This window comes from Veillonella sp. oral taxon 158, from assembly GCF_018376515.1.
Lineage (GTDB): Bacteria > Bacillota > Negativicutes > Veillonellales > Veillonellaceae > Veillonella > Veillonella rogosae.
In genome coordinates this window covers 100,370-118,238 of sequence record NZ_JAHABE010000005.1, presented here as the reverse complement: position 1 = coordinate 118,238, position 17,869 = coordinate 100,370, and the positions used below count along the sequence as shown (strand labels likewise).

Sequence of the window (17,869 nt, the reverse complement as noted above, 5' to 3'; positions counted from 1 at the left end):
TATGACATTACAAGAACGAGAGGCCCGTGCCTGTGCCATCATAGATAGTATGGCTGAGGAATTGTGCGATGTCTCTTTATATTTACACGATAACCCAGAATTGGGCTTAGACGAGCATAAAGCGATTAAGGTAATTAACCAATTCTTAGAAACACATAATTTTACATCTCAAGTAGGGCTAACTGATCTTCCAGAGTTACAAACGGCGTTACGGGGTGACTATAACGGTTCTGCACAGCATAAAATAGCCTTTTTAGGTGAATATGATGCATTACCAGAACTCGGTCATGGTTGCGGACATAATCTCATTGCTATGATGAGTTTAGGGGCGGCTATTGCCTTTAGTCAAAGTGCACCAGAAGCGTGGGGAACGACCTTCTTTGGTTGTCCTGCAGAGGAAACTATTGGTGGTAAAGTATACATGGCTGAGGCCGGTTTATTTAAGGGCTATGAGGCGGCGCTCATCATTCACCCAGGCGGTGAAAATGAGGTGGGTGGCACATCATTAGCGACGCATCCCCTAGAGGTTACCTTCCATGGGCGTTCCTGTCATATAGCATCACTTACTGATTCTGGTATCAATGCCTTAGATTGTGCTGTAGATCTTTATCAAAGAGTTAAAGAGTTAAAGAAAACCTTCCCTAAAGGTGCTATTGTAGGTGCTATCTTTACCGAAGCTGGTACGGCACCAAACGTAGTAACTCCTAAGGCTACGCTTCGCATGACTGTACGGGGGCGTACGGTGGATGATTTAGAAAGTATTATTTTGCCGGCTATCAAAGCGGCTGCGCAAGAGATCGGAGCATCCTATGGCGCTCAAGTTGAAATGCATCATTATGAGCCACTTTTTAAGGATATGCGTCAAGATAAAAAGTTATTAGATCTTTTTAAAAATGTGATGACTGAGTTTGGTGAAACACCTCGTATATTGCCTGATGATGAAGCGGATGGTAGCACTGATGTAGGTAATGTATCCTATGAGGTGCCTACGGCACAGCCTACATTACAGATTGGATTAGGCTTAGAAGCACATACGCCAGAGTTCACTTGTGCGGCCGGTTCTGATTATGGATTGGCACAAGCTATTAAGGGGGCTAAAATTATGGCTGTTGTAGCCTTGCGTTATGCCATGTGTAAGTGATGTTCAATTTTTGACATATAGAGGTCAAAAAGGTACAATAGATATAATATTTAAGTAAGTATGAAACAAGCCGTCTTCAACAAGACGGCTTTTATTCCGGTGGAGATAGATATGAGTGTTTTAACCGTTTCAAATGTAACCCATGGTTTTGGAGCGCGACAAATTTTAGATGATGCATCATTCCGTTTGTTAAAAGGCGAACACGTAGGCCTTATTGGTGCTAATGGTGAAGGTAAGTCTACGTTCCTAAATATCATTACAGGTAAAATACCGCCTGACGAAGGTAAAATTGAATGGTCCAACCAAGTAACAGTAGGTTATTTGGATCAACATGCAGTGCTCGAAAAGGGCATGACTATTCGCGATGTATTACAACGGGCTTTCGATGATTTGTTCGTTATGGAGCAAAATATTAACGATGCCTACAATCGCATGGGCGATGTGTCCGAAGATGAAATGAATAAGCTCCTCGAGCAAGTTGGGGAATGGCAAGAAATTCTTGAACAACGTGGGTTCTATGAAATTGACGCGGTTATTGAGCGTACAGCTTCTGGTTTGGGCCTTACAGATATCGGCTTAGATCGAGATCTTACAGAGCTCAGCGGTGGTCAACGTACTAAAGTTTTACTTACTAAACTATTACTAGAGAAACCAACAATTTTATTGTTGGACGAACCGACAAACTATCTTGATGTAGAGCATATTCAATGGTTGCAAAACTATTTGCAGAACTACGAAAATGCGTTCATCTTGATTTCTCATGATATGGAGTTCTTAAATTCCGTAGTCAATGTCATTTATCATATTGAGCAAGCAGTACTTACTCGATATACTGGTGACTATCATCAGTTCCAAGCTGCTTACGAAGTGAAAAAGGCACAAGCTGCCAAGGCTTATGAGCGTCAACAACAAGAGATTGAGCGTATGGAGGACTTTATTCAACGTAATAAAGCTCGTGTAGCGACGCGTGGTATGGCAAACTCTAGAGCAAAACGCTTAGAGAAGATGGAAATTTTGGAAAAACCAAAAGAGTATATCAAGCCTACCTTTGGCTTTAAAGAAGGTCGTACACCAAGCCGCTTCATTGTAGAGGCTTTTGGCTTACAATTAGGTTATGATGAACCGTTAACTAGACCAGTAGACTTTCAAATTGAAAGAAATAAAAAAATCGCCATTCGCGGCGTCAATGGTTTAGGTAAAACAACGTTGTTAAAAACTATTCTAGGTTTATTAAAACCTGTGAGTGGTGAGTTGGTAAAAGGTGAGTTCTTACAAGTTGGCTATTTTGCTCAAGAAGATACACCATCCAACTCTGAAACAGCGCTAGATTATATTTGGAATGAATATCCGGCTATGACCAATGCAGAGGTGCGTGCAGCCCTTGCTCGTTGTGGCCTTACGAATGAACATATTACATCTCAAATGCGTGTATTATCTGGTGGTGAGAATGCTAAGGTTCGCCTATGCAAACTCATGCAGAATAAGTACAATGTGTTAGTTTTAGACGAACCGACTAACCATTTAGACGTATATGCGAAGGAAGAGTTGAGCCGTGCATTACGTGATTTCAAAGGTACTATTGTACTAGTAAGTCACGAACCTGAATTCTATCAAGGTTGGGTTACGGATATTTGGAATATTGAGGATTGGACGACAAAAATCGTTTAGGAGGACCGATGAATCAACGTGCAAAGGACGGGATAAAGCAATTCTTGGAGGCTTTATCTGTTGATACAGAGGCACCAGAGTTAGAGAAGACACCAAGTCGTGTAACAGAATTATATAGTGAATTATTCAGTGGCGTAGGATTAGATACAAAATCTGCATGGGGAGAAACCTTTAGCACAGACTATAAAGGTCTTGTGGCGGTTACAGGGATTCCATTTTATTCCATGTGCGAGCATCATTTATTACCTTTCTTTGGTACTGTAGATATTGTGTACCAACCTAAGGATGGGTGTGTTGCAGGGCTTAGCAAGTTCCAAGATATCGTTAATATTCTTAGCCGTAGACCGCAATTACAAGAGCGGTTGGCATCTGAATTAGCAGATGCTATTATGAATGATTTATCCGCTCATGGCGTATTTGTACGCATTACATCGACTCAGTTGTGTATGCTCATCAAAGGTACCATGCAGCAAGATTCAAAGGTTATTACCTTAGAAAGCCGAGGCGTGTTAGCCGAAAAAGGCACATTAAGAGACGAAGCGTTAGCAATGTTAGGTGGAGGACAGGTAAATGTTTAAACGTAGAAATTATACATGGAATGATGGCAAAAGTTTATCTTTGTGCGATCGTACCCTTATTATGGGCATACTCAATGGTACACCTGACTCCTTCTCTGATGGCGGTTTATTTAACACGCCAGAGACAGCAGCAGCACATGTAAAGCAAATGATTGAAGATGGTGCGGACCTTATTGACTTAGGCGTTGAATCTACACGACCAGGTTCTACACCATTGACGGCAGATGAAGAAATTGAGCGTTTGTCTCTATTAATTGACCCTGTATTACATGCATCTACAGTTCCTGTATCTATCGATACATATCACGCTAAAACAGCTGAATATGCATTCTCTAAAGGGGCGCATATTTTAAATGACGTATGGGGACTACATTATGATCCTGATATGGCGGCGGTAGCAGCTAACTTCAAGGTGCCTGTTATTATCATGCACAATAGTAATGATACAAACTATGGCGATATTATTGAGGATATGAAAGCATTCTTCTTCTGCGCTATCGATAAAGCGTTAAAAGAGGGGGTTACACCTCAACAAATCTGGCTCGACCCAGGTATTGGCTTCTTCGGTAAAACAGAAGAACAAAATATTGAAGTTATGCAGCGATTAGGTGAGTTAACAGCTCATGAATATCCAATTTTGTTGGCACCTAGCCGTAAGGGTTTTATCGGGTCTATGTTGGGCGGTTTGCCACCAGAAGAACGCGATGAAGGCACTGTAGCCGCTTGTATTACAGGTGTATTCCAAGGCGTTGATATGGTGCGTGTTCACAACGTGAAGATGCATAAGCGTGCTTTAGCAGTCGCGGATGGCCTATTACGAGGTGAATAATGGATAAAATCGTTTTGAAAAATATGGCCTTCTATGGATACCATGGGAACTTGGAATCTGAACAAGCACAAGGTCAACGATTTTTTGTAGATGTGGAAATTACAACAGATCTTACCAAGGCTGGTCAAAGTGATCTGCTAGAGGACTCTATCAATTATGTAGAAGTATATGAAATTGTAGAATCTGTTATGACTGGTGAGAAACGTAATCTATTGGAGCGCTTGGGGGCGCTTATTGCGGATTCATTGTATCAACATTACCAAGGTATCGTAGGTTTATCTGTAACGGTGCGGAAGCCATCTGTACCAATTGCAGGAATTTTAGATTATGTTGAGGTTGTAGCTACAAGGGGACAAGTTTGATGTATACCTATTACATCAGTGTAGGCTCCAATATGGGGGACAAGAAAGGCTACATTCATTCTGCCTTTCAGTCATTGCAGCAACATGAGGCTATTTCTAAGGTAATTAGTTCTACGCTTATTGAAACTGAGCCGTGGGGATATACGGAGCAAGATACATTTGTTAATGGCATGTGGTTTTGTGAAAGTACTTTAGATCCTCATCAAATGCTCGGTCTAATTCAATGTCTTGAAAAAGGGGCAGGCCGTAAACGTTTGATTCATTGGGGGCCTCGCACGCTAGATTTAGATATTATTTTAGCTTACGACTCACAAGGTGCTATGCTTTCTTTAAATGATGCAACACTCGTTGTGCCACATCCACATTTTTGGGATCGCTCCTTTGTATTAGAACCACTATATGAGTTGTTGCCAACTTTTACCTATAAAGATATGACAATTAATGAGCGATTAGCTCAATTACATGAATAAAAGAGCGATCTATGTGTTAAGATTAGTGAACCAGTAAATACTTAGATTAATGAACTAGTAAATACTAAGATTAATGAACTAGTAAATACGATACATATTGTACATGAGTTTACGTTTTATGATTGGGGATTCATAGGGAGTGTAAATGAATATAAAACGTATCGGTTTATGTGTGCTGGCTTTGATTGTAGTGGGGATATCCTATTGGCTTGCGGTAGGAGTCAACTACGATACCAAAACAGTGCGTATAGATCCGGAAGCGCATACATTAGTCAACTCTAGTGATGCCATTATTTCAAAACGAATATTAGCGATGAAATCCATTGATTCACAAGTTTATTTCTTGGGTTACGAAGGTTTTGGGATTTATAACCTAGCTGATAATACGCTTCGCCTTATGCCAATTACCTTTAGAGGTCAGCATATAGAACCACCTAAGACTGATGATTACCAACGGGGGTTACGCGATATTAAGTCGGTAAAAACTTTATCTGATTTTACGACTCAAGAGCAGAACGAATTAAAAGGCTTATTAGAGTCTACTGATAGAGGGGCTCATTATTATGGTGACTTTTACCATTCTGGTTATGAATCATCTCTTATCGATATGAAGGACCAGTATTTTATTACGAATACGGTACGTGCCTTAAAACGTATAAACCACACATTATATGTATATGATGCGTCAGGCTTTATTATTATTGATTTAGATAATCGTCGCTTGCAGGGGTTCTTTAATAATCGCCTTGGCGGTGAAGGGCCTAAAGGCGTACCAGATAGCTTACGTGGCCATTATGGCGGAGACTTCACTATGATATATGCGCTATCTAAACTAGATCCTAAGGATTTAGAAATTTTATGGACTATGCGTAAACAATATTTAGAAAAATCACCACAAGTGATGGAGGATAAAGACTTATTCCCTCTTAACCTTGAAGATATGGCTTTATAAGTGCGATTTTGTTGTGGTCAGTTTCTTTACTAGATACAACTAAATATAGAGAGACTGTTATATGAAATGTACCCTAAAATTTGGACATAATTTTGGGGTACATTTTATATAACAGTCTTTTTCAGTACTTTTAATAGATTTTCTAAAAATGGGTATATAATAATTATGTATTCTTTAAATCATATGATTTTCTATAATTTGAATAGAACATATGGAATTTTGATATAAAGTATTTAGATATTGAGTATTTGATTTCGATACATTAGTATTGGTTAAGGTTTTATCATTTACTCGCTAATAATTGGAGGCTCTTATGAAATTGCGTAAAGTAGGTATTATTGGTACTGGTCACGTAGGTTCTCATGTAGCTTTTTCTCTTGCGTTGCAAGGTGAAGTTGATGAGCTATATATGATGGATATTGATGAGAAAAAGGCGAAAGCCCAAGCTATGGATATTAATGATGCGGTTAGCTATATTCCCCATAAAGTAATAGCTACTGCAGGCCCTATTGAGGGCTGTGGAGATTGTGATATTCTCGTGTTTAGTGCAGGACCTTTGCCAAATTTGTATCAAGATCGTTTAGAAAGTCTTGGTGACACGGTAGAGGTATTAAAGGACGTTATTCCTCGTATTAAACAATCTGGGTTTGATGGGTTTATTATTTCAATCTCAAATCCTGCAGATGTGGTGGCCACTTACTTATGTAAACATTTAAATTGGAATCCTAAGCGCATTATCTCTACAGGTACAGCATTAGATTCTGCTCGACTCCAAAAAGAATTAGCTCATATTTTCAACATTAGTAATCGCTCTATTACGGCTTATTGTTTAGGTGAGCATGGTGGTAGTGCTATGGTGCCGTGGTCTCACGTATGCGTTCAAGGTAAGCCCTTGGAGCAGTTACAACAGGAATTACCTCATAGATTCCCTACACTTGATCATCAACAAGTATTAGATGATGTAAAGATTGGTGGTTACCATGTATTAGCCGGTAAAGGCTCTACAGAATTTGGCATTGCTAGCGCTACTACTGAACTAATTCGCACTGTATTCCACGATGAAAAGAAGGTACTTCCTTGTTCTTGTTACTTGGATGGTCAATACGGAGAAAGCGGAATTTTTGCGTCCACTCCTGCTGTTATTGGTAAAGGTGGTATTGAAGATATTTTAGAACTACAACTTACTGTTGAAGAGTTAACTTTATTTAAAGCTTCCTGTGCTATTATTCGTGAACATGCTACTAAGGCAGAAAGTATGTAAATATAGCTTATCGTTAGATGTATACATAACTGTGCCTTTGTATACATATATACAATTGCACTCTGTTTTTCTAGAGAAATATCTATAATATTATTTAGTCCCAAGCTATGTTATGTGGTATAATTTAGGAATGACAATATACAGATGATGAATATTTTTGGGGGACATTATGACTCAGGACACTATGGAAGTACAACGTCCAAAAAGGCCGCGCAAACGGGTTCGCCCTAATCGCAAAGCGCAGGATCAGCGTATTATCCTCATGTGGATCAAGCGAATTGGCATAGGGATTATGGTGCTGCTATTGTTAGGGCAGGCCTATCGCTTGGTGGCTGTATATCAAGAAAAACAACATATAGAGCAACAATTGCAAGAATTAAAACAGCGAAATGAAGAATTAGAGCAGGAAAAGGCTAAGTTACAAGATCCGAAGACCATTGAAGGGGTGGCTCGTGAGGAATTAGGCCTAGTTAAGCCTGGTGAAGTACCATATGTAAAATAGGTAAGAATTTAATTTTTGATTCGCTTTATTGTGTAGTTTGAGGTTTCCGCATTAATTAGGAGGTTGCATGGCAATCGAAGTTGGTAACATTGTAGATGGTACCGTATCTGGTATTACAAAATTCGGCGTATTTGTTGATTTAGGAGAGAAACAAACAGGGTTAGTTCATATTTCTGAAGTAGCTCATGGGTATGTCGAAGATATTAATACCGTATTAAAGGTTGAGGATCCTGTAAAGGTAAAGGTTTTATCCATTGACGGCAATAAAATTGGTCTTTCTATTCGTCAAACACAATCTAAAGAAGTGGTAAGTGAAGAAAGACGTCCTCGTCGAGTTCAATCTAAACAAAGTGCAGAGGCTTTCGAAGCGAAGATGAAATCATTTTTGCGCGATAGCAATGAACGCCTGCACGATTTAAAACGCAATACAGAAGGTAAACGCGGAGGCCGAGGCGGTCGTCGAGATTAATAGTGAGAGATGGCTTTCTGCCATCTCTTTACTTATGTATAAAATAGTAAGGGGCAGTAGTATTAGGTTGATACTACTGTATGCAAGGAGCGATTATGAAGTTAGCAATTATCGATATTGGATCTAATTCAGTACGCTTATTATTAGCTACTTATGAAAATAAAATTTGGCATTACGAGCCAAAACAGTTGTGGACTACTCGTCTTGGAGAGCGAAATACAGATGGTACATTACGTGCTGAATCGATGGAAGCATCATATCAAGCTTTCAGGGATATTAAGAAATTAGCCGACCAATACGGAGCGGAATACTGCTTTGGTTTTGCAACGAGCGCTGTTCGTGAAGCAGCTAATGGCCTTGAATTTATGGAGCGCATTAGCGAATATTGTCCGATGGAATGGCGTATTCTCTCGGGCGATGAAGAGGCTATTTATGGCTTTAATGGCGCCTTAGGGGATCAGTTGAATGATGGCCGTCACTATACAACTATCGATATCGGTGGCGGTAGTACAGAGCTAGCATTAGGCAATAAGGACGGCGTTTATTGGAGCCGATCTTATCCTGTAGGGGCTGTACGCCTTCAATCTATGTCTGACGAAGGTCCTCAACGTGTGTGGGAAGAAACTCAATTCTTGTGGGAGCCGATGATGATTGAAGGGGAGTTTGGTGAATTCATTGGTATCGGGGGTACGTTAACGACCTTGGCGGCTATCGATTTAAAGTTAGAAGATTATGATGGCACTAAGGTGCAAGGACATAAATTGAGCCGTGAGACTGTGGAAGGCATCATTATGAGATTGCGTTACATGAGCCGTGAAGAGCGATTGCAAGTCAAAGGATTACCTGCCGGTCGTGCCGATATTATCGTAGCCGGTGCGGAGATTTTAACGTCCTTTATGGACGCTTATGAGGTGCCTCATGTATTTGTGAGTGACCAAGATGGTATGGAGGCGATGGCCCGTGAATGTGAAAGCACTCATTCGAAGCGTTAATCACACTTTAAAATTACATAAGCTATTTCCTGAACATAGCCGTATATTGATAGCTTGTTCTGGTGGTCCAGATTCGATGGCTTTATTACATTTATTACAAGACATTGCTGCGCATCGCCATACAAAATATAAGCTTGGTATTGCTATCGTAGACCACTCTATTCGCCCTGAAAGTAAAGATGAGGTTCTATGGCTTCGAAATCAGGTAGATGCATTAGGGTTGTCGTTTTATACAACTGCCTTTGATGTGCCTACCTTGAGTAAAGACCTAAAGCTATCTGAGGAGACCGTTGGTAGACGAGTTCGCTATCAATGGCTAAATGAAATAGCCCAGTCTGAGGGGTATGATTATATTGCAGTAGCTCATCATAAGGACGATCAAGCTGAGTCGATTCTAGCGCATCTCATTAGAGGTACAGGATTAAATGGGCTAACAGGTATGGCTGTAGTCAGCAATGACTATGACATTCCTGTGATTAGACCCTTATTAGATGTTACAAAAGCGGAATTATTAGCTTATTTAGTCGATAGAAAGCTTACGTATTGTATTGATTCTACAAATGATGATATTCGATATCAGAGAAATAGAATTCGGCATCGCATTATACCGGAGTTAGAATCGATTAACCCTAATGTAGTAGATGCTATCGCTAGATTAGGAAGTTCTGTAAGTGAAGATTTAGTAGTAATTTCTAATTTGACGGTACAAGCTTTTGAGCGATTAGTGACTATTGATAAAAATGAAATGCGTTTATCTCGTAAGGCCTTACGAAAGGAACCAGTAGCCATACAACGTCGTTTGTGGCAGCGTTTGATGAGTTCTATTGACTCTGATATAACGCTTACTACAGCTCATCAAGAGCAATTACTAGATATTGTTAACACAGGAGAAGCGAAAACTTTCACTATAAAAAGTATAAAAGTAACCGCTCAATGTGATACAATAAAGGTATATTGCAAACATTAATATGAATCGTGGAGGTCATATAGATGCATCAAGATGCAAAAGATATTTTATATACAGAGGAACAATTAAAAGCACGTGTAGCGGAACTAGGTAAAGAGATTAGTAAAGATTACCAAAATGAATCCGTTGTGCTTGTAGGGGTATTAAAGGGTGCTATCGTATTCTTTACAGATTTAGCACGCGCTATTGATGACAGCGTAGATGTAAGTTTTGATTTCATCTCTTGTTCTAGTTATGGCAGTGGTACAACTAGTACAGGGGTAGTTCGAATTTTAAAAGATTTGGATCGCTCTGTAGAGGGTAAACATGTACTCGTTGTAGAGGATATCGTTGATACTGGTACAACATTACATTACTTGCTAGAAAATTTACATGCTCGTGGCGCTAAAAGCGTACGTCTTGCAGCGTTATTAAATAAACCTGAGCGCCGTAAAATGGACGTAGAGGTTGACTATGTAGGCTTTATCATTCCTGACTACTTTGTTATCGGTTATGGTTTAGACTACGCGGAAAAATATCGTCACTTGCCTTATATTGGTATTTTAAAGGAAGAAATGTATCAAAATTAAAAATATGATATAATATATGAGTGCATCTCTCAATGAGATGTACTCAATTCGTTTATACAACTAAATTACTATTGAAAGGGGTAATATTTTGGGTCGATTTACTAAAAATATCGTCCTTTATTTACTTATCATTGCCGCTTTCGTTATCGCCATTGACGCTTTCTCTGGTCAAAGTGCGAATAAATCTGAACTTAGTTACACAGGATTTATTCAACAAGTACAACAGAAAAAGGTTGAGTCCGTAACGATTACCAATGATCACGGTATTAAAGGTAAACTAAAAAATGGAACAGAGTTCAATTCTTATGCGCCTAGTGATGAAACATTAATTAAAACATTACAAGATAATGGCGTAGAAATCACAGCAGCTCCACCTGAGCAACCAGCTTGGTGGATGAGCCTGTTAGGTTCTGCTATTCCTATTATCATCTTGGTCGTATTGTTCTTCTTTATCATGCAACAAACACAAGGTGGCGGTGGCCGAGTGATGAACTTCGGTAAAAGCCGTGCTAAATTGATGGGTGAAGGTAATGTAAAGGTTAGCTTCAAAGATGTAGCAGGTGCTGAAGAAGCTAAACAAGAATTGGAAGAAGTAGTAGAATTCTTGAAAGATCCAGGCAAATTTACAACTATCGGTGCTAAAATTCCGAAAGGTGTATTGCTCGCTGGACCTCCAGGTACAGGTAAAACATTGCTTGCTAAAGCTGTTGCTGGTGAAGCAGGGGTACCATTCTTTACGATTTCCGGTTCAGATTTCGTAGAAATGTTCGTAGGTGTTGGTGCATCTCGTGTGCGTGATCTTTTCACACAAGCGAAAAAGAATGCTCCATGTATCATCTTCATCGATGAAATTGATGCGGTTGGTCGCCAACGTGGTGCAGGTCTTGGTGGTGGTCACGATGAACGTGAACAAACATTGAACCAATTGCTCGTTGAAATGGATGGCTTCGGTGCCAATGAAGGTATTATTACTATTGCTGCTACAAACCGCCCAGATATTCTTGACCCAGCGCTATTGCGCCCAGGTCGTTTTGACCGTCAAGTTATCGTAGGTCGTCCAGACTTACGCGGTCGTGAAGCAATCTTAAAAGTACATGCTCGTAACAAGCCATTAGCTGACGATGTAGACTTGAAAACAATTGCTAAGAAAACTCCAGGCTTTACTGGTGCTGACTTGAACAACTTGTTAAATGAGGCGGCTTTATTGGCTGCTCGCCTTAACAAAAAAGTTATCACTATGGCTGAAGTGGAAGAAGCTAGTGAAAAGGTTAGCATGGGTCCTGAACGCCGCAGTCATATTGTGAGCGAGAAAGACCGCAAGTTAACAGCGTACCATGAATCTGGTCATGCTATTGTGGCACATTTGTTGCCTCATGCAGATCCTGTTCATAAGGTAACGATCATTCCTCGTGGCGCAGCAGGTGGTTACACTATGATGCTTCCTACAGAGGAACAAAATTACAAAACAAAATCTCAATTATTGGCAGATATTCGCGTAGCTCTTGGCGGTCGAATTGCAGAGGCCTTAATCCTAGATGAAATCAGTACAGGTGCTTCTGGTGACCTTCAAAGCGTAACGAATACAGCTCGTGCGATGGTAACGCGTTGGGGGATGAGCGATGAGCTTGGTCCTATCGTATTTGGTGAACAACAAGAACAAGTATTCTTGGGTAAAAACCTTGGACACGAACGCAACTATAGCGAAGAGATTGCAGCAAAAATCGACTCTGAAATTCATCGTATTGTAGAAGAAGCGTACAAAGATGTAACAAAACTTCTCAGCGAAAATGAAAAATTCTTACATGACATGGCAAATGCTTTGTTAGAAGAAGAAACAATCGATTCTAAAGCTGTAGATAATCTTTATAAATATGGTACAACGAAAGCTCCTGAAGTTGAGGAGCCTAAAGAAGCTCTAGAAGCGGCAGGTATTGTAGTACCAGAGGTGGTTGAAGCTAAAGAAAACACTGCTACAGTGGATGCTCCTAGTGAAACACCTTCTAATGAAATCAAATAATGAGATATCTAAATAAAAGAGCTGGCCTCGTTGAGGGCCAGCTCTTTTTATATGTGTTCTTTTGATTATAATTACCTATTACTAGCTATAGTACTTAGTATTCTATCTATATAGTGAAGCTCGTAATGTAGTTGGTGAGGATTAGCTATTGGCCATCATTAATATGACGTGTTGCCAAGTGCTGTTGAATTCTACGCTCTTTTCGGGCTTTCAAATATTTTTGAGCCAGTACATTTGGTATGGCTACACCAACCGCAATACTTACAATAGTGAGGATGCCTGTTACACCGTTTTGAACCATATGAAGTAAACCAGATTCTGATAGTGCATCGATATGAAGAATATCAAAGAGGAATCTGTAATATAAAATGCCAGGCATTAAGGCTATGGCAGATGGGACGATGATGATTGTGCTAGATGTTTTAAGCCACGTAGAAACTTTTACATAAATTACGCTCATTACAGCAGCGCCTACAAAGGTAGCACCTGGAATGGAAAAGCCAAATTCAACAGCTAATAAATTGCGGATAAATACGCATAATACACCGCCAATGCCAATGGATACTAGTAATCGGACAGGAGCGTTAAAGAGTACTGCAAAGGAAGCAGCAGCTGTAAAAGACCCTATAATTTGCTCAATCGATAATACATGAGGCTTAATATCTACAAAGCTAAAGGCCGGCATAGGGCTAAAGTATAGAGCCATTGCCATGCCTAAGGTCATGCTACCAACGATAAGGATCGTTCTAATAGCTCTTGTAATTCCCGATAAAATATGGTTGTTGATGGTATCGATAACGGAGTTTATAAGCGGTACACCAGGTATCATAAATAAGGTACAACAAACAAGAACGTAAACTAACGAATCTTGTTCAATATGTGAATAGAAACCATAGGCAGAAACCATGGCAGCAAAGCCGCCAATTGTAATGCCTACATATTCATTGCAACCAAAGCGTACCGATAAGGTACGACCAAAATAACCGATTAGAGAACAAATAACAGTTACAATAAAAGCTATCATATCGCCACTATATAAAAAGGCAAGGCCTGCTGATCCGAGGGCACAAGCAATACCCTTTATCCAATCAGGATATACTGGAATAGTGGAATCTAATTTTGAAATTAAATGTTCATAAGTTGTAAGTGAATAATGTCGTTCAAAGGCTCGCCAAGTTAGTTTAGATACTGCATTAATCATGGCCATATTGGGTACATGGACAGGTGTTTTTCTAAATACGGTAATAGATCGTTCTTTATGCAGTAAATTGATCATAATCGTAGTATAGGAAATATGTATATTTAAATAATCATGAGGAATACCCATAAATGTGGCGGCTTTAAGCATTTCTTCAATGATTCGATTTGTATCGGCACCACATTCCATGAGTAGTTTGCCTATGTTTAATAGAACATCGAGCTTTCTATGAATATGAATAAACGGGTTCTCAAGAACTTCATTTTTTTCTTCTAATGTAAATTGTTTCATATATCTCCCCAGATAATGATAGATTATACTATTGTTATCTTTTACATACGGTATAACTTAATACTATATGTATTATATCATTAATTACTATAAATAATCCTTGCTTTTTATAGGGGACACTTGTACAATCGAATTGTAAACCTAGGTTGACAAAGAAAGGGGCTCTAAACTATGCGTGATGAAGTGCTAGAATTCTTGAGACAAAACCAAGGTAGTTTCGTATCGGGACAAGATATGTCCGAAGCATGCCATGTTTCGCGCACAGCTATTTGGAAACATATCAAGGCGTTACGTCAAAAAGGCTACAAAATAGAATCTTATACCAAGAGGGGGTATCGATTATTGGAGGAACCTGATTTGTTAAGTCCATTGGCCATGAAGCAAATCTTAAAGACCGATGTGTTTGGCAAACGATATGTTTATATGGATGTTACAGAGTCTACAAACCTAGAGGCTCGTCGATTAGCTCAACAAGGTGCTGAAGAAGGTACTGTTGTCGTTACAGAAGAGCAAGCAGCTGGTCGTGGTCGCTTATCTCGTGGCTGGTATTCTCCATTTGGTAAAGGTCTATGGTTTAGTCTTATCTTGCGCCCTGATTTTGCGCCTGTAGAAGCACCAAAGTGTACTTTGATGGCCGCAGTGGCATTAACAAAGGCATTCCATAAAATGGGGCTCACTGATGCGGGTATTAAGTGGCCTAATGATATTTTAGTGAATGGCCGTAAATTGGTAGGTATCTTAACAGAAATGTCCGGCTCTATGGAGGAAATCTCTCATATTGTGATGGGCATTGGTGTTAATGTTAAAACAAAACAAGAAGAACTACCAGAAGAATTAAAATTAATTGCTACATCCCTCGCGATGGAAGGGATCGATATTGAGCGGACGGAAGCATTTAGAATTATATTAGAAGCCTTAGAGCATCAATATTATGATGTTCTTGATAGCGGCTTTGAGGAAACTCTCAATGAATGGCGTCAATTATCGGTGACTCTCGGTGAAGAAATCGAGGTTCGCGCTCCTGGTAATACCTATGAAGGGGTAGCCACCGATATTGATGAAGATGGTAATTTATTAGTAAGAATCCCGGATGGGACTGTTAAACGTGTTATGGCAGGGGACGTGTCAATTCGTCCGCGTAAATAGGAGGCATTCATGTTATTAGTAATTGATGTGGGGAACACCAACATTGTTCTAGGTGTATACGACAAGGCAGAGCTTGTAGGTCACTGGCGTATTTCCACGGATCGGGTTCGTACCACTGATGAATATGGCATGTTGATGATGAACTTGTTCTTCCACGATCGCAAGGTTGATGTGAAAGATATTAAAGATATTATCATTTCTTCTGTTGTACCTCCAATGATGCCTACCTTAGAACGTGTATGTTTACGTTATTTCAATGTGAATCCTCTTATCGTAGGTCCTGGTACTAAAACAGGTATTGCTATTAAGTATGATAATCCGCGTGAAGTTGGTGCGGACCGCATCGTAAATGCTGTAGCGGCTCATGAAAAATACAAGGGTGACTTGATTATTATTGACTTTGGTACAGCAACTACTTATTGTGCAGTACAAGGTAATGGCGATTATATGGGCGGTGTTATTACTCCAGGTGTAACAATTTCTGCGGAGGCTCTCTTCCAACGGGCTGCTAAATTGCCACGTATTGAAGTAAGAGATCCAGGGCAAGTCATTTGCCGGAATACCGTATCTTCTATGCAATCTGGTATGTTCTACGGCTATGTAGGCCAAGTAGAGGGTCTCGTAACGCGCATGAAAGCAGAAATGGGCGACCACGTAACTGTAGTGGCTACAGGTGGTTTGGCACAGCTTATCAGCAGTGCTACAGACTGCATTGACCATGTAGAGCCTATGCTTACACTAGAAGGTTTACGCCTTATTTACGAAAGAAATAAATAATGCTACTATAATATAGTTACGTATATGTAACGAAGTAGTGTACATTCGGGTACAGCTTATGCTGTACCTTTTTTGTTAGGGGATATAGAATTATATGAATCATAAACAGTGGCAAATAGGGTCCGTCAAAATTGATGGTCAAGCCATATTAGCGCCTATGGCAGGGGTAAGCGATATTGCCTATCGCTTACTTGCTAAAGAGCATGGCGCCGCCATGGTTTGCACCGAAATGGTCAGCGCCATGGGCATTAAATATAAAAATGAGCGCACTCATGAATTGTTGCGTATTGAAGAGGTAGAACGCCCTGTATCTATGCAAATCTTTGGTTCCAATCCAGAAGCAATTGCGTTAGGTGCAAAAGTAGTAGCTGATGCAGGTGCTGATATTGTAGATATTAATATGGGTTGTCCTGTGAAAAAGGTAGTAACCTCTGGTGATGGTTCTGCGCTTATGAAAAATCCAGATTTAGCAGCTCGTGTAGCAGAGGCTGCGGTTAAGGCCGTCGATGTGCCTGTAACCGTAAAAATGCGAATCGGTTGGGATAGTGATTCCATCAATGTTGTGGACTTTGCTAAGCGCATCGAATCTACAGGTGTGGCGGCTATTGCAGTACATGGCCGTACTAAGGAGCAAATGTACAGTGGGCATGCTGATTGGTCTTATATTAAGGCTGTAAAAGAGGCTGTATCTGTACCGGTTATTGGTAATGGCGATATAGTAGAGCCTGAAGATGCAAAGCAAATGCTTGATGAAACGGGTTGTGATGCGGTAATGGTAGGCCGTGGTGCTCAGGGGAATCCTTGGATCTTTGGTCGTATTCACCATTATTTGGCGACTGGTGAAATATTACCGGCACCTACCGATATTGAGCGTCTCGATATGCTATTAAAACATTTTGATTTGTTATGCCAATATAAGGGTGAAAGTATGGCCGTTAAGGAAATACGAACTCATGCAGGGTGGTATATGAAGGGACTTCCTGAATCTGCCTATTGGCGCAATCGTGTGAATACAATTCATACTGTAACAAGCTTTCACGATGAGCTGGAATCATACCGTAAAATACTGGCTGCAATGTAGTGAGATTGACAAATGAATAGTATTTTTATATAATGGTTGAGATAATTTAGAAACAAAAGACAAGGTGTCATCTTACTATGGCACTTTTTCTTATTATTTATATGTAGAAAGAGTGGGGTACCCATGGCAGACGTAAAAGAAACATTACTTACCGCCGACGGTTTAAAGAAATTAGAAGAAGAATTAGCGTACTATAAATCTGTACGTCGTATTGAAGTATCTGAACGTATTAAGACAGCTATTGAATATGGCGATATCAGTGAAAACTCTGAATATGATGATGCAAAAAATGAACAAGCTTTCATCGAAGGTCATATTGTAGAGTTAGAAAATAAAATTAACACGGCGAAAATCATTGACGAGTCCGTAAAGGGCGATGTTGTATCTGTAGGTAGTAAAGTTGTTGTACTTGATACGATGTACAATGATGAATTGGAATATGTTATCGTTGGTTCCTCTGAAGCGGATCCATTTAACAATCGTATCTCTAACGAATCTCCTGTAGGTAAAGCTATTTTGGGCAAACGCAAAGGTGATGAAGTAGAGGTTTCCACACCAGATGGTCCTGTAACATTCAAAGTGTTAGCAATCCAATAATT

The 17,869-nt window shown here is 39.9% G+C and carries 19 protein-coding genes; 18 read left to right on the top strand and 1 reads right to left on the bottom strand.

Going from position 1 to position 17,869, the window contains the following annotated elements; genetic code table 11:
- The first annotated feature begins 1 nt into the window (after nt 1).
- From KH364_RS04800 to ftsH, 14 genes are all read left to right on the top strand, one after another.
- Nucleotides 2-1,141: an amidohydrolase gene (locus KH364_RS04800; RefSeq protein ID WP_273298798.1), complete on the top strand. Its 1,140-nt coding sequence runs from the start codon at nt 2-4 to the stop codon at nt 1,139-1,141.
- Between the two features lie 111 nt (nt 1,142-1,252).
- Nucleotides 1,253-2,809 (top strand): ABC-F family ATP-binding cassette domain-containing protein, encoded by a 1,557-nt coding sequence (locus KH364_RS04795; protein WP_273298797.1) that lies wholly within the window; start codon nt 1,253-1,255, stop codon nt 2,807-2,809.
- 8 nt (nt 2,810-2,817) lie between these two features.
- Nucleotides 2,818-3,387: a GTP cyclohydrolase I gene (gene folE / locus KH364_RS04790; protein ID WP_213467136.1), complete on the top strand. Its 570-nt coding sequence runs from the start codon at nt 2,818-2,820 to the stop codon at nt 3,385-3,387.
- Entirely contained in the window at nt 3,380-4,216 is an 837-nt protein-coding gene (folP, locus tag KH364_RS04785; protein ID WP_273298796.1) for a dihydropteroate synthase, read from the top strand. Before folE ends, folP begins: the two co-directional genes overlap by 8 nt.
- Nucleotides 4,216-4,578 (top strand): dihydroneopterin aldolase, encoded by a 363-nt coding sequence (gene folB, locus KH364_RS04780; RefSeq protein ID WP_273298795.1) that lies wholly within the window; start codon nt 4,216-4,218, stop codon nt 4,576-4,578. Before folP ends, folB begins: the two co-directional genes overlap by 1 nt.
- On the top strand, nt 4,578-5,048 hold the full coding sequence (folK, locus tag KH364_RS04775) for a 2-amino-4-hydroxy-6-hydroxymethyldihydropteridine diphosphokinase (RefSeq protein ID WP_273298794.1): 471 nt from the start codon (nt 4,578-4,580) through the stop codon (nt 5,046-5,048). Before folB ends, folK begins: the two co-directional genes overlap by 1 nt.
- 145 nt (nt 5,049-5,193) lie before the next feature.
- Nucleotides 5,194-6,000 (top strand): hypothetical protein, encoded by an 807-nt coding sequence (locus tag KH364_RS04770; RefSeq protein ID WP_273298793.1) that lies wholly within the window; start codon nt 5,194-5,196, stop codon nt 5,998-6,000.
- A 313-nt stretch (nt 6,001-6,313) separates the two neighbouring features.
- Nucleotides 6,314-7,261, top strand: a complete 948-nt coding sequence (locus KH364_RS04765; RefSeq protein ID WP_273298792.1) for an L-lactate dehydrogenase — start codon at nt 6,314-6,316, stop codon at nt 7,259-7,261.
- Nucleotides 7,262-7,430: 169 nt separating this feature from the next.
- Nucleotides 7,431-7,763 carry a septum formation initiator family protein gene (locus tag KH364_RS04760; protein WP_043006286.1) on the top strand — a complete coding sequence of 111 codons (333 nt, stop codon included), beginning with the start codon at nt 7,431-7,433 and terminating at the stop codon, nt 7,761-7,763.
- Nucleotides 7,764-7,830: 67 nt separating this feature from the next.
- Nucleotides 7,831-8,232: a S1 RNA-binding domain-containing protein gene (locus KH364_RS04755; protein ID WP_054747754.1), complete on the top strand. Its 402-nt coding sequence runs from the start codon at nt 7,831-7,833 to the stop codon at nt 8,230-8,232.
- Nucleotides 8,233-8,327: 95 nt separating this feature from the next.
- Nucleotides 8,328-9,224 (top strand): phosphatase, encoded by an 897-nt coding sequence (locus KH364_RS04750; RefSeq protein WP_273298791.1) that lies wholly within the window; start codon nt 8,328-8,330, stop codon nt 9,222-9,224.
- Nucleotides 9,193-10,191 carry a tRNA lysidine(34) synthetase TilS gene (gene tilS, locus KH364_RS04745; protein ID WP_273298790.1) on the top strand — a complete coding sequence of 333 codons (999 nt, stop codon included), beginning with the start codon at nt 9,193-9,195 and terminating at the stop codon, nt 10,189-10,191. Before KH364_RS04750 ends, tilS begins: the two co-directional genes overlap by 32 nt.
- A gap of 23 nt (nt 10,192-10,214) precedes the next feature.
- Nucleotides 10,215-10,760, top strand: a complete 546-nt coding sequence (gene hpt / locus KH364_RS04740) for a hypoxanthine phosphoribosyltransferase (protein WP_009352724.1) — start codon at nt 10,215-10,217, stop codon at nt 10,758-10,760.
- A gap of 88 nt (nt 10,761-10,848) precedes the next feature.
- The gene (ftsH, locus tag KH364_RS04735; protein WP_009352663.1) at nt 10,849-12,777 is read left to right on the top strand and encodes an ATP-dependent zinc metalloprotease FtsH; all 1,929 of its coding nucleotides are present in this window, start codon (nt 10,849-10,851) and stop codon (nt 12,775-12,777) included.
- A gap of 145 nt (nt 12,778-12,922) precedes the next feature.
- Here ftsH and KH364_RS04730 read toward each other — a convergent pair whose 3' ends face one another.
- Complete coding sequence (locus tag KH364_RS04730) at nt 12,923-14,266, bottom strand: threonine/serine exporter family protein (protein WP_273298789.1); 1,344 nt, start codon at nt 14,264-14,266, stop codon at nt 12,923-12,925.
- Between the two features lie 171 nt (nt 14,267-14,437).
- On the opposite strand from KH364_RS04730, the gene KH364_RS04725 reads away from it, so the two are divergent.
- The 4 genes from KH364_RS04725 to greA all read left to right on the top strand — a co-directional run bounded on the left by KH364_RS04725 (nt 14,438) and on the right by greA (nt 17,867).
- Nucleotides 14,438-15,412 carry a biotin--[acetyl-CoA-carboxylase] ligase gene (locus KH364_RS04725; RefSeq protein WP_105081408.1) on the top strand — a complete coding sequence of 325 codons (975 nt, stop codon included), beginning with the start codon at nt 14,438-14,440 and terminating at the stop codon, nt 15,410-15,412.
- Nucleotides 15,413-15,421: 9 nt separating this feature from the next.
- The gene (locus tag KH364_RS04720) at nt 15,422-16,189 is read left to right on the top strand and encodes a type III pantothenate kinase (protein WP_105081409.1); all 768 of its coding nucleotides are present in this window, start codon (nt 15,422-15,424) and stop codon (nt 16,187-16,189) included.
- 94 nt (nt 16,190-16,283) lie between these two features.
- Nucleotides 16,284-17,270 carry a tRNA dihydrouridine synthase DusB gene (dusB, locus tag KH364_RS04715; RefSeq protein WP_273298788.1) on the top strand — a complete coding sequence of 329 codons (987 nt, stop codon included), beginning with the start codon at nt 16,284-16,286 and terminating at the stop codon, nt 17,268-17,270.
- 123 nt (nt 17,271-17,393) lie between these two features.
- Complete coding sequence (gene greA / locus KH364_RS04710; protein ID WP_054747760.1) at nt 17,394-17,867, top strand: transcription elongation factor GreA; 474 nt, start codon at nt 17,394-17,396, stop codon at nt 17,865-17,867.
- Nucleotides 17,868-17,869 lie beyond the last annotated feature (2 nt).